This is a genomic window from Streptomyces sp. SD31 (genome assembly GCF_052068475.1).
Taxonomy (GTDB): Bacteria; Actinomycetota; Actinomycetes; order Streptomycetales; family Streptomycetaceae; genus Streptomyces.
Window position 1 is genome coordinate 1 of sequence record NZ_JBQHCX010000018.1, and the last position, 12,066, is coordinate 12,066.

General features: G+C 68.3%; 11 protein-coding genes and 1 rRNA gene. 9 read left to right on the forward strand and 3 right to left on the reverse strand.

The features are described from left to right. The first annotated feature begins 145 nt into the window (after positions 1–145). The 9 genes from rrf to ACTMVF_RS32565 all read left to right on the forward strand — a co-directional run bounded on the left by rrf (position 146) and on the right by ACTMVF_RS32565 (position 7,797). Positions 146–262, forward strand: a 5S ribosomal RNA gene (gene rrf / locus ACTMVF_RS32525). 75 nt (positions 263–337) lie between these two features. Further along, the gene (locus tag ACTMVF_RS32530) at positions 338–982 is read left to right on the forward strand and encodes an HAD family hydrolase (RefSeq protein WP_441274674.1); all 645 of its coding nucleotides are present in this window, start codon (positions 338–340) and stop codon (positions 980–982) included. Between the two features lie 153 nt (positions 983–1,135). Next, complete coding sequence (locus ACTMVF_RS32535; protein ID WP_441274675.1) at positions 1,136–2,371, forward strand: MFS transporter; 1,236 nt, start codon at positions 1,136–1,138, stop codon at positions 2,369–2,371. Beyond that, on the forward strand, positions 2,322–3,494 hold the full coding sequence (locus ACTMVF_RS32540; protein WP_441274676.1) for an acetoin utilization protein AcuC: 1,173 nt from the start codon (positions 2,322–2,324) through the stop codon (positions 3,492–3,494). Before ACTMVF_RS32535 ends, ACTMVF_RS32540 begins: the two co-directional genes overlap by 50 nt. Before the next feature lie 416 nt (positions 3,495–3,910). Further along, entirely contained in the window at positions 3,911–4,726 is an 816-nt protein-coding gene (locus ACTMVF_RS32545) for a phosphatase (protein WP_441274677.1), read from the forward strand. Positions 4,727–4,855: 129 nt separating this feature from the next. After that, positions 4,856–5,068 carry a helix-turn-helix domain-containing protein gene (locus tag ACTMVF_RS32550; RefSeq protein ID WP_004984898.1) on the forward strand — a complete coding sequence of 71 codons (213 nt, stop codon included), beginning with the start codon at positions 4,856–4,858 and terminating at the stop codon, positions 5,066–5,068. Positions 5,069–5,225: 157 nt separating this feature from the next. Next, the gene (locus ACTMVF_RS32555; RefSeq protein ID WP_003948845.1) at positions 5,226–5,324 is read left to right on the forward strand and encodes a 30S ribosomal protein bS22; all 99 of its coding nucleotides are present in this window, start codon (positions 5,226–5,228) and stop codon (positions 5,322–5,324) included. 344 nt (positions 5,325–5,668) lie between these two features. Further along, positions 5,669–6,730: an NAD-dependent epimerase/dehydratase family protein gene (locus tag ACTMVF_RS32560; RefSeq protein ID WP_403338792.1), complete on the forward strand. Its 1,062-nt coding sequence runs from the start codon at positions 5,669–5,671 to the stop codon at positions 6,728–6,730. Between the two features lie 14 nt (positions 6,731–6,744). Then, positions 6,745–7,797 (forward strand): lysophospholipid acyltransferase family protein, encoded by a 1,053-nt coding sequence (locus tag ACTMVF_RS32565; RefSeq protein ID WP_441274678.1) that lies wholly within the window; start codon positions 6,745–6,747, stop codon positions 7,795–7,797. Between the two features lie 111 nt (positions 7,798–7,908). On the opposite strand, the gene ACTMVF_RS32570 is transcribed toward ACTMVF_RS32565, so the two are convergent. From ACTMVF_RS32570 to ACTMVF_RS32580, 3 genes are all read right to left on the reverse strand, one after another. Beyond that, positions 7,909–9,156, reverse strand: coding sequence for a DUF5667 domain-containing protein (locus tag ACTMVF_RS32570; protein ID WP_441274679.1), 1,248 nt, complete (start codon positions 9,154–9,156; stop codon positions 7,909–7,911). 251 nt (positions 9,157–9,407) lie between these two features. After that, the gene (locus tag ACTMVF_RS32575; RefSeq protein ID WP_441274680.1) at positions 9,408–10,184 is read right to left on the reverse strand and encodes an ECF subfamily RNA polymerase sigma factor, BldN family; all 777 of its coding nucleotides are present in this window, start codon (positions 10,182–10,184) and stop codon (positions 9,408–9,410) included. A gap of 903 nt (positions 10,185–11,087) precedes the next feature. Further along, a complete protein-coding gene (locus ACTMVF_RS32580; protein WP_441274681.1) occupies positions 11,088–12,008 on the reverse strand; it encodes an HAD family hydrolase in 921 nt (306 codons plus the stop codon). Positions 12,009–12,066: the final 58 nt, after the last annotated feature.

Sequence of the window (12,066 nt, forward strand, 5' to 3'; positions counted from 1 at the left end):
GAAGCACCGCAAGGTGTGGAGGTGACCGGTACTAATAGGCCGAGGGCTTGTCCTCAGTTGCTCGCGTCCACTGTGTTGGTTCTGAAACCACGAACAGCCCCATGCCAAGGTCACGGCATGGTGCGGCTGGACAGTTTCATAGTGTTTCGGTGGTTATAGCGTGAGGGAAACGCCCGGTTACATTCCGAACCCGGAAGCTAAGCCTTACAGCGCCGATGGTACTGCAGGGGGGACCCTGTGGGAGAGTAGGACGCCGCCGAACAAATTTTGAGAAAGCCCCCGGCCGGGGATACCGGCACGGGGGCTTTCTGCATTTCGGGGTCGATAGGGTCTGGGTATGCGCTATGACCTCGTTATCTTCGACAACGACGGTGTGCTTGTCGACAGCGAGCCCATCTCCAACAGGCTCCTCGCCGGCTATCTCACCGAGCTCGGGCATCCGACCTCGTACGAGGAGTCCCTGCGTGACTACATGGGCTCCGCCATGCACCGGATACACGATCTGGTGGAGGAACGGACCGGGCGGCGGTTGCCGGAGGACTTCGACGACGTCTTTCATGGGCGGGTTTTCGCCGCTTTCGAGCGGGAGTTGGAGCAGGTGGCCGGGGCTGTCGGGGTGCTGGAGAAGTTGGCTGCGGACGGGGTGCCGTACTGTGTCGCCTCCTCCGGAAGCCATGAGCGGATTCGGGTGGGGCATCGGACGACCGGGCTGGACCGGTGGTTCGATGACGGGCGGATCTTCAGTTCGCAGGATGTGGGGCGGGGGAAGCCGGCGCCGGATCTGTTTCTGTATGCCGCCGAGCGGATGGGGGTCGTACCGGCTCGGTGTGTGGTGATCGAGGACAGTCCGTTGGGGGTGAGGGCGGCTGTCGCGGCCGGGATGGATGTGTACGGGTTCACCGCGATGACGCCGACCGAGAGGCTGGTGGGGGCCACTCAACTCTTCTCTGACATGGGGGAGTTGGTTGACCTGCTGGTCTGACAGTGAGTGCGCGGCGAGGGCGGGGACCGTTCGGCCGTCGGCCCTGTTCCCGTGGCTGTGGGGGCCGTTGTCGAGTGGGTGACGTGAAGCTGAGGAGAATTCATCTTTGGCTGGATCTACCCACCAGTACGCCGGAGCCCTACGCTCGCCGCCATGACTGATGTGCTGCGGCGCGGTAGGGCCTCGTTGGCGTTCAGCTTCTTCGCTCAGGGCGTTGCCTTCGCGCTGCTCGTGACCCGGATCCCGGCCATCCAGGACCGGTACGGGGTCTCCGACGCGCTGCTGCCCGCCTTCCTCGCCGCAGTCCCGATCCTGGCCGGCGTCGGGAGCGTGACGACCGAGCGGCTGGTGAAGCGGATACCGCCCAGCCGGCTGCTGCGGTGGTCCCAGCCCGTCGTGCTCCTGGCCCTGCTCGGGGTCGGGGCGGGGGACCGGATGGTCGAACTGGGGATCTCGCTCGCGGCGTTCGGGCTGGCCGTGGGTGCGCTCGACGCCTCGATGAACATGCTCGGAGTGAGCCTGCAGCGGTCGTACGGGCGCAGCATCATGCTCAGTTTTCATGCGGTGTACAGCCTGGGCGGGATTGTGGGGGCCTCGCTGGCCTGGGTGGGAGCGCACTGGGATCTGGCGCTGGTCGTGTCGTATCTGCCGGTCGTCGTGGTGTTGTTGCCGGCCGCGTTGGTGGGGAGTCGGTGGTACGTCGACCGGGGGTCCGTGGCCGTACGTGTGGAGGGTGAGGGTGCGGCCGCGGGGCGGGCCGTCGCTTTCAAGGCGTTGTTGCCGCTGTGTCTGGTGATGACCTTCGCGTATATCGGGGATTCGACCGTCTCCAACTGGAGCGCGAAGTATCTGCAGGACGTGCTGGGGAGTTCGGAGCAGTTGGCGACCGTGCCGTACAACGTCTACATGGTGACCACGCTGCTGGGGCGGGCCATCGGGGACTTCGGGGTGCGGAAGTTCGGGGCTGTGGCCGTAGTGCGGGTGGGGGCGCTGGTGGCGGCCGTGGGGTTCGCGGTGGTGGCCGGGGCGCCCGGGGCGTGGGTCGGGATGCTGGGGTTCACGCTGCTCGGGCTCGGGCTGTGTGTGCTCGTGCCGCAGACGTTCGCGGCGGCCGGGCGGCACGCTGCTGAGGCGGGCGGGCCGGGGGCTTCGGATGCGGCCATTGCGCGGCTCAATGTGTTCAATTACGTAGGGTTTTTGATCGGTTCGCCCTTGGTGGGTGCGCTGGGCGATGCCTGGAACTATCGCGGGGCCATGCTTGTGCCGATGGTGTTGGTGCTGGTGACGCTTGTGTACGCCCGGTCGTTCGCCGCTCAACCGGACCGATACGGTGACGGGCATGAGCGGCCGCGCACAGCTGATGTGGGACGAGGCAGTAACGGGCTATGACTTCGGTCGGGACCATCCGATGGACCCGGTCCGGCTGGCCCTGACCAGGAGGCTCGTCGACGCCTTCGGGCTGGACAAGGACGTGGACGTCGTCTCGGCGCAGCCGGCCGGGGAGTCGACGTTGCGGCTGGTCCATCGGCAGGACTACATCGAGGCCGTGAAGGCGGCCTCGGTGGATCCGGGGGCGGCTGATCAGTCGTACGGGATCGGGACGCTGGATGATCCTGCGTTCGTGGGGATGCACGAGGTGTCCGCGCTCATCGCCGGGCAGTCGGTGGGGGCTGCGGAGGCCGTGTGGCGGGGGGAGGCGCTGCATGCGGTGAACTTCGCGGGCGGGTTGCACCATGCGATGCCGGGGGGTGCGTCGGGGTTCTGTATCTACAACGATGCCTCGCTGGCCATTGCCCGGCTGTTGGAGCTGGGGGCCGAGCGGGTCGCCTACATCGATGTGGATGTGCATCACGGGGATGGGGTGCAGGCCGCCTTCTGGGAGGATCCGCGGGTGCTGACGGTTTCGCTGCATGAGCATCCTCGTACGTTGTTTCCGCAGACCGGGTGGCCGGAGGAGACCGGCGGCGAGTCCGCGGAGGGTACGGCCGTGAATGTGGCGTTGCCGGCCGGGACCGGGGATGCGGGGTGGCTGCGGGCGTTCCATGCGGTGGTGCCGGAGGTGATCGCTGACTTCCGGCCGCAGGTGTTGGTGACGCAGCATGGGGCCGATACGCACTTCGAGGATCCGCTGGCGCACCTTGCCGTTTCGCTGGACGCGCAGCGGGCCGTGCAGGTGGCCTGTCATGATCTGGCGCACGAGTACGCCGACGGGAAGTGGGTCGCGCTGGGTGGGGGCGGGTATGCCGTGGTGGAGGTTGTGCCGCGGTCGTGGACGCATCTGGTGGGCGTCGCGGCGGGGCGGGCGATTGAGCCCGCGGCGATGATTCCGGAGGGGTGGCGGCAGGAGGTTTTTGCGCGGACTCGGCAGTTGGGGCCGGCGCGGATGACCGATGGGCGGTGGCCTGTGTCTTGGGCTGGTTGGGAAGCGGGGTATGACCCTGCGGATCGGCTGGATCAGGCGGTGTTGGCGACTCGGCGGGCTGTGTTTCCGTTGCGGGGGATGTTGGCGTAGGTGGGGGTGGGTGCTGGGTGGGGTTTCGCCCCCGCCGCCCCTACCCGTCCCATCCTGAAGGGGCTCCGCCCCTTAGACCCCGCCAGGGGGCTGGCGCCCCCTGGACCCCTGCTGCGGCCCTGAACGGGCCTCGTCCTCAAATTCCCCCAGGGGGCACCCCCAGACGGGCTGAGATGCCTGGACCGGCCTCAAGAGGTGAAGCCCCCCGTGGGTGGGTGGTGGGGCTCGGGACGGTGCGGCCTTGGTCTCGGACGCCGGGCGGGCTGAAATGCCTGGACCTGTGCTGGGAAATGATCGTTCGTGGTGCGTGGGTGTCGTGCTGGGAGGTGCAGCTCGGACCGGGCTCATTAGCCCAACTGTGCGGTGTTTTCCCGTTCCCATGCCTCCGTGCCCTCCCGTGCGTCACCATCGCTCTCGTGCTGAGTACCGGAGCCCTTCGTGCCCATCTTCTGGCCGCTCGGCTTGCCGGGACCGTGGCTACTTCTCGGGAGGAGAGCCTCAGGAGTTATCGGCTTTTCGCTGCTCGCGACCCTCGTGTGCTCATCGGGCTCGATCCGGAAGGGGCTTGGCGGCAGCGGGATTTGATCGAGTTGATGGCGGCGAAGTGTGGGGTTTCGGCCGATCCAGAGTGTGTCTCCGGCCGTGATGTGATCGATCCGGAGCGGACTTTGACCGCTCTGGATGCCTTCGCCGACCGGGTCGCGGCTGCCGCCCAGCGCGGCGAGGCCGTGCTGCTGGGAACCGGGCATCCGCATCGGCTGCTCGGTTTCTACGCCGCCTTGGCGGACGCGTTGTCGGCGGCGGGGTGTGCCGTCCTCAGTCCCGCGCATGGTCGCTGTGTCGACATAACGACCCGGTTCGGCCTACGCACGTACAACCTTGACTACGTACGAGGAGTCGCGTTGGTGCGGGAAGCCGGCGTTCCGAGCACCCGGCGTGAGCCCGGCGCACACACGCATTCTCCCCTCCCGGTTCGTGTCGCGCTCGCCGCCGCCGCGGAGGTCGGCGGGCCGTTGCCTGAGCTGGTGATCGGGGACCACGGTTGGGTCTGCGGGGCAGGTCAGCTGGGGTTTGAGGCCATTGGTCTTGCCGATACGAATGACCCGGCGCTCTTTGTGGGGGAGGCGGAGGGGGTTGTGTCCGTCGTCGTTCCGGTTGATGACGGTGTGCGGTCTGATTACTACCGGCCGCTTACCCGCTACGTACTCAATCGAGCGTGTCTGTCACAGTAGGCCGTTGATGGGTGCACCTCTTCCCCACTCGCATCACCCGCCCCTACATTGGGGAGTGAGCACGCAGCGACGAAGAGTCACCGGAAGGGGAAGCCGGTGGCCGTCGAGTGCGGAAGGTTCAGGTGTGTCATGGCTGCAGCTGGCGAGAGGCCTCTGAACGAGGTTCAGTTCCTTACCGTGGCGGAAGTCGCCTCGGTGATGCGAGTGTCGAAGATGACCGTGTACCGGCTGGTGCACAGCGGTCATCTGCCCGCGATCCGGGTGGGGCGGTCGTTCCGCGTCCCCGAGCAAGCGGTTCACGAATACCTCCGCGAGAGCTATGTGGGGGTGGAAACCGCCTGACGGCAGTGGGTGAGGGGGAGCCTCAGGGCTGTTCAGGATTCCCCCTCACCGCTCTCGATTACGACCTCAGCGCTCGGGCGGGTAGGCTAGCCCCTCGTAGGTCGTGTGGGCCCATGGCGCCCAAACACCGAGTGATGAGAAGTGAGCGAGGGTAGTCGTGGGCTCTGTTATCAAGAAGCGGCGCAAGCGGATGGCCAAGAAGAAGCACCGCAAGCTGCTCAAGCGCACGCGCGTTCAGCGTCGCAACAAGAAGTAAGCGCGGCGCGCCGCGAAAGTGGCGTGCTTTGTGGCCCCCCACCAGATCCGAGATCCGGTGGGGGGCCACATGTGTATCGCGTGTGTATCGCGGTCACGTGGACCGGCGGCTGTGGAGGTTGCGTGTCGCGTGGATCTCTCGCGGATGCGTGTGTCGAGGTCGTTGTGCGAAGGTTCGAACGCTGTGCATATGACTGGACAGAGACGTGAGCCGTCTGGTCGTACGCATGGAATTCTCGTCACTTCATGCATTGGGCGGTCATCACAGCGCAACACCGAACCGCTAAGTTGGCCGCACACGGGGAACTCGGCAGGGGTACGAGTGCTGGAAGGAAGGCGCTGATCTTGGGCAAGGTCGTGCTCGTGACCGGAGTGGCCCGTCAACTGGGGGGCCGGTTCGTACGACGGATCCAGCGTGACCCACAGGTGGACCGGGTGGTCGCCGTGGACGCGGTTCCGCCCGAGCATCATCTGGGCGGTGCCGATTTCATCCAGGCCGACATCCGGCAGCCCACCATCGCGCGGGTGCTGGCCGAGAGCGGCGCCGACACCGTCGTACACATGGACGTGACCGGGACCGCGCTCGGCAGCGGCAGCCGGACCACGGTCAAGGAGACCAACGTCATCGGGACGATGCAGCTGCTCGGCGCCTGCCAGAAGTCCCCGAACGTCAAGCGGTTGGTCGTGAAGTCCAGTACGAACGTGTACGGGTCCGCGCCCCGCGATCCGGCCGTCTTCACCGAGACCACCCCGCCCAAATCCCTGCCCAGCGGCGGCTTCGCCAAGGATGCGGTCGAGGTGGAGGGCTATGTGCGCGGGTTCGCGCGGCGCAGGCCCGATGTCGCCGTGTGCGTGCTGCGGTTCGCCAACATCCTCGGCCCGAGCGCGGACACGCCGCTCGCCTCGTACTTCTCGCTGCCGGTGCTGCCGACCGTGTTCGGCTACGACCCGCGGCTGCAGTTCGTGCACGAGGACGACGTGATCGAGGTGCTGCGCATCGGCTCGCACGAGCCGGAGCGGGGCACGCTCAACAGCGGCACCTTCAACATCGCCGGCGACGGCGTCCTGCTGCTCTCGCAGTGCTCCCGGCGGCTGGGCCGCCCGACCGTGCCGCTCCTGCTCCCCGCGGTCACCTGGGCGGGCTCCCTGGTGCGTACCCTGGGCATGTCGGACTTCTCGCCCGAGCAGATCCGGCTGCTCACGCACGGCCGGGTGGTGTCGACGGTCCAGATGCGAGAGACGCTCGGATTCAAGCCGAAGTACACGACGGCGGAGACGTTCGCGGACTTCGCGAAGAGCCGCGGTCCCGGACTCCTGCCGCCGGAGGCCCTTGCGGGGGCCGTCGACCGGATCGCCGCGCTGCCCGTCCTGGGCGGCGGCAACCCCCCGACGCAGAGCGCCAACTGAGGAGCGCATCAACGATGGCGGACGCCAAGGTCATTCCGTTCGACGACGACCGGTCCCGCGGGAGCGCCGTGCAGCGGCCGCAGCGGCGCCGGAGTGCGGGGAGCCGGCGCAAGAACGGTGAATCCGCGCTGGTAGGTGAGGTCCAGCCCCTCCCCGGACGGTCCTTCGCGCAGGATGATGTTCCTGTGACACGTGAGGAACAGCCGCCCCCCAAGCCCCAGGACGACGGCGGCCTGGAGCGGCGTATCGCGAGTGGCCTGGCCTTCCTGCGCCGCCGCCTCACCGGGGACTACGAGGTCGACGACTTCGGGTACGACGAGGAGCTCACCGACCAGGTCCTGATGTCCCTGCTGCGCCCGGTGTACGAGAACTACTTCCGGGTCGAGGTGAAGGGTGTCGAGAACATCCCGGCCGAGGGCGGCGCGCTGATCGTCGCCAACCATTCCGGGACGCTGCCGCTGGACGGCCTGATGATGCAGGTCGCCGTGCACGACCACCACCCGGCGGGCCGGCACCTGCGCCTCCTCGCGGCTGACCTGGTCTTCATGCTGCCGGTGGTCAACGAACTCGCCCGCAAGCTCGGCCACACCCTCGCCTGCGCCGAGGACGCCGAGCGGCTGCTGGGCCAGGGCGAGCTGGTCGGCGTGATGCCGGAGGGCTTCAAGGGCATCGGCAAGCCCTTCAGCGAGCGCTACAAGCTGCAGCGCTTCGGCCGGGGCGGCTTCGTCTCCACGGCACTGCGCCAGGGCGCCCCGATCATCCCGTGCTCGATCGTCGGGGCCGAGGAGATCTACCCGATGATCGGCAACGCGAAGACGCTGGCCCGTCTGCTGGGCTTCCCGTACTTCCCGCTGACGCCGACCTTCCCGTGGCTGGGTCCGCTGGGTGCGATTCCCCTGCCGACCAAGTGGACGATCCAGTTCGGCGAGCCGATCCCTACGGACGGGTATCCGCCGGAGGCCGCGGAGGATCCGATGCTCATGTTCAACCTGACCGACCAGGTGAGGGAGCAGATCCAGCACACCCTGTACAAGTTGTTGGTGCAGCGGCGGTCGGTGTTCTTCTGACGGAGCAGCGTTTGACGGAGAAACGTTGGTACGACAGCGGGGGCGCCCCTCGAGTGAGGGACGCCCCCGCTGTCGTACGACTCGCTGCTCTGCAAGCGCTGGTTGCGGGCGCTAGTTCGCGTCCTCGCCTTCGATGCCCAGGCCGGGGAGCAGGCCGGGGAGCAGTGGGGGCAGGGTGACGGCGGGCTCGGTGCTCGGGGTCGATGTGGAGGGTGAGGCGCCGGTGTTGCCGGTGTCCTTCGGTGGGTCGAGCAGGCCGCCGGTGTTTCCGCCGAGCAGGCCCTCGCTCTCGCTGCCGGAGCTCTCGGCCGAATTGCTGGGGCGGCTGGACCGGTGGCCGTCGGAGGAGCCGCTTCCGTCGGCGCTGGGGTGAGCCGGTCGGTCGGAGCCGGAGGTACCGGTGGACGTCGATCCGGAACCGCCCCGCCGCTTGCCGTCGCCGTCCTGTGCCGGAGCCGGCGGGAGGAGGGACTCCAGCGGGGCGACCTCTTCGTCTATGGCGTCGAACACCGACGACACCTGCTCACTGACGTCCCCGAGCTGGAGGGGAAGCCGCTCGCGCAGGTGGCCCCAGACCTCGCGGTGGGAGCGCGAGAAGGCGGAGAGGGCCTGGATGGGCCCCAGGGAGCCCGGGTCGCGCTCGTAGGCCTCACGGAGCAGGCGATGCCCCTCCGAGGCGTCGTGGCGCATCCCGGACAGGGCACGGCGGATCTCGCCGAGCGACTCGTGGTCGAGTCGGCCGCCGCGATCACGCTCCATCAATCTGCGGGCCTCGCTCAGCCGGATGGAGGCCTGGTCGAGATATGTTCGCCCGCGCTCGTCGTCGCCGTCGGCCATGACATTGAGCTTGAAGTCCTCGATGCCGCGCTTGAGGGGATAGAGGGAGTCACCGGGCAGGGCGTCGGAACTCGCCGCGGCCACTCCACCGAAGGCTCCCGCCGCGACACCGACGCTGAGCCCGCCTGCGGCCAGGCCTTTGGTCAGCCGCGAACGCGGCCGCAACTTCCCCAGCGGGGAGGCCCGGTGGGCGCCCGGTGCCCGATTCGAGCGCTGCCCGGGTACGGCTGGATCCGCCTCGCCCCCCGCCGTGCCCTCCTGCAGCATGGCCTCCATCGCGGCGACGAGCTGGGCCCGCTGAACGACCTTGACCTCGGGGTCGAGTACGGGCTTGGGCAGCTCGTCGAGACTCGCGGTGACGGCCAACAGGCGTCCCTGCTCGGTCTGTTCCGCAGCAGCCGATGCTGGTGCCGATCCATCTGGCTGCTCGGCCTGCTCGGCCGCCGAGCCCCGGTCGGTCAGCTCCTCCAGGGCCTGGGCGAAGGCGTTCGCCCGCCGGTGCGCCGATACGTTCGCGATCACTGGCGGCACCTCCTCTCGTGATGACGGTCGACTCCCCAGGGGGTCCTGAGGGTTGCACGCCCTGACCAAATCCACACGATCGAGTGATCGAAGTCGGTCAGGGAGTGACCACAGGGAGCCTGCATCCCGCACAACGAGCGGCGCGGCACTTGGGTTACGGACAGCGGATGAACGGACCGCGAAGTCAACGGACTTTCACCGACGGTGAGTTGATGGTTGCGGAGAGTACTGCTTCGGTGGGGGTGACGCGGTCAGCGCGCGTCGTCCGGGAGCAGCCGGGCGAGGGTGCGGACGGCCCGGTACTGGAGGGTCTTGATGGCGCCCTCGTTCTTGCCCATGACGCGGGCCGTCTCGGCGACGGAGAGGCCCTGGAGGAAACGGAGAGTGACGCACTCCTGCTGCTGGGGGTTGAGGCGTCGTACGGCGTCGAGCAGGGCGGCGTTGGAGAGTGACTCGAGGACGGAGTCTTCGGGGGATCGCTCGACCTCGTTGGCGTCGAGCATCTCCCCGGTGGTCACCTCCAGGCGGAACCGGCTGGACTTGAAGTGGTCGGCGACGAGGTTGCGGGCGATGGTGACGAGCCATGCCCCGAAGTCCCGACCCTGCCAGGTGAAGGTGCCGATCCTGCGGAGTGCCCGCAGAAAGGTCTCGCTCGTGAGGTCTTCGGCGGTGGCCTTCCCTCCGACTCGGTAGTAGATGTAGCGATAGACGGTGTCGCTGTATTGGTCGTAGAGCCGTCCGAACGCGTCGGCCTCGCCGGCCTGTGCGCGTTCCACGAGATCCATCATTCGAGCGCTGTCGCTGTCAGCGGCAGGCCGACGAGCGGTTGTCGCCGTACCGGCCGAGCGGCCCCGTCTGCCGACGGCGGCGCTGCCGTCGGCGAGCGCGTAGCACGGGCCTACGGGCGCGGTGGTTACGGCGAGGGCGGGGACGGCGTACGCGGTGGGGACGAAGCCGCGCAACAGGTCTTTGACCGTTGCGCGCAGCGTAGCCAGGCCCGAGGCGTCAACCCCGACGTGTGGGTACACGGGACTCCCAGAGGCAGAGCTTCCATCACGTGCAGTGCGGGACCGTTCACCCGTCGTAGCGACGGAGGGGTACCGGTTTGCGTCTGAGGAGAATAACGCTTCGTGCAGGCACTGCTACGCCCAGTTGCTCAAATCACCGATTGCGTCTCTTCTGTAACCGATTGACGCCCGATCAAGTGCCGGAGAGTGACCGGTTGTTGATCGAATCCGTCCGTGTTCCGGCTGACTCCGGGGCGTGTTGTGGCCGTGTGCAGCCAAGGGGACTGGACAGGGGGTTGTGGGGGTAGGGGGTGCGGATTGGGTGTTCGGCCCGGGCGTGGCCCAAAAGCGGTCCTCGCCCCCGCCGCCCCTACCCGTCCCATCCTCCAGGGGCGCTGCCCCTTCGACCCCGCGCTCCTGGAGGCCTGCGGCCCCCAGACCCCCGCTTCGGCCCTGAACGGGCCTCGTCCTCAAACGCCGGACGGGCTGAGGGCGCGGGCCGGCGTTTGAAGGCCAAGCCCCTATGGGTGGGTGGGTGGGTGGGTGGGGCTGGGGATGGTGTGGCGTCGTCCCCGCGCGCTGGGCGGGCTGGAATGCCTGGAGTGCCGGCGCCCTGGGGGCTTGCGGATGGCCTCGCCTCGTCCTCGAACGTCGGGCGGGCTGAGATGCCTGGATCGGTGATGGAAAGTGATCGACCTGCGTCGAGCGCCCAGCCCCGCGGGCCCGCAGTCGCGTACGGCGAGAAGGGGACGTGCCGGGGGTGTCCGCCCGCAGTGGCCGGCGTCAACGCGCGGGACCTTCTGGCCGACAGCGACCGCCGGACCGAGGACGGACACCCCCGGCACGGCCGCCGACCCGCAACCGACCCCGCAGGCGCTACGCGAACCCCCACCCCACGCCCGCGGGGCCCCGTCCGTCGGCGAGCTACCGTCGGCGCCTGTGCAGCGCGATCGCCGCGGCTGTGCCGCCGGCCACCGCACCCACTCCCGCGGCCGCCGGAATGCCGACCTTGGCTGCCTTTCGGCCCGTGCGGTAGTCGCGTAGGCGCCAGTCCAGCTTGCGGGCGTGTTTGCGGAGCTTGGTGTCGGGGTTGATGGCGTAGGGGTGGCCGACCAGGGAGAGCATCGGGATGTCGTTGTGCGAGTCGCTGTATGCCGCGCAGCGGGAGAGGTCCAGGCCCTCCGCGGCGGCCAGGGCGCGGACTGCCTCCGCCTTCGCCGGGCCGTGGAGCGGTTCGCCGACCAGTTTGCCGGTGTAGACGCCGTCCACCGATTCCGCCACCGTGCCCAGGGCGCCCGTCAGGCCGAGGCGGCGGGCGATCACCTGGGCGATCTCCACGGGGGCCGCCGTCACCAGCCATACCTTCTGGCCCGCGTCCAGGTGTGCCTGGGCGAGGGCGCGTGTGCCGGGCCAGATGCGCTCGGCCATGTACTCGTCGTAGATCTCCTCGCCGATCGACTGGAGCTCGGCGACGCGGTGGCCCTGCACGATCGACAGTGCCGAGTCGCGGGCCTCCTGCATGTGCTCCGGGTCCTCGACCCCGGCCAGCCTGAACCACGCCTGCTGCCAGGCGAACTTGGCGAGGTCGCGCGTCTCGAAGAACTTCCGCTTGTACAGGCCCCGCCCGAAGTGGAAGAGGGCGGCACCTTGCATCACGGTGTTGTCCAGGTCGAAGAACGCGGCGGCCTTCTCGTCGCCGAGTACCGGGAACTCCGGTTCGGCGTCGGAGACCTCCGTCGCTTCCTGCGACGACTTGCGCGCTGCCTCCGCCGAAGCCTCGCCAGCCAACACGCTCCGCGCCGTGGCGGAGCGCCTACGGGGAGTGAGCCATCCAAGAGCGGCCATGACCGTGAGCATAGCCAGTTTGTTCGGTGCTTCCGGAGTCGAGAGGTTTGAAGGTTGT

What these genes read in the sequence shown, in the direction of transcription:
- ACTMVF_RS32550 (WP_004984898.1), top strand. Translation starts at nt 4,856, where the DNA reads ATGGCTGCAGCTGGCGAGAGGCCTCTGAACGAGGTTCAGTTCCTTACC.
- ACTMVF_RS32530 (WP_441274674.1), top strand. Translation starts at nt 338, where the DNA reads ATGCGCTATGACCTCGTTATCTTCGACAACGACGGTGTGCTTGTCGAC.
- ACTMVF_RS32535 (WP_441274675.1), top strand. Translation starts at nt 1,136, where the DNA reads ATGACTGATGTGCTGCGGCGCGGTAGGGCCTCGTTGGCGTTCAGCTTC.
- ACTMVF_RS32540 (WP_441274676.1), top strand. Translation starts at nt 2,322, where the DNA reads ATGAGCGGCCGCGCACAGCTGATGTGGGACGAGGCAGTAACGGGCTAT.
- ACTMVF_RS32565 (WP_441274678.1), top strand. Translation starts at nt 6,745, where the DNA reads ATGGCGGACGCCAAGGTCATTCCGTTCGACGACGACCGGTCCCGCGGG.
- ACTMVF_RS32580 (WP_441274681.1), bottom strand. Translation starts at nt 12,008, where the DNA reads ATGGCCGCTCTTGGATGGCTCACTCCCCGTAGGCGCTCCGCCACGGCG.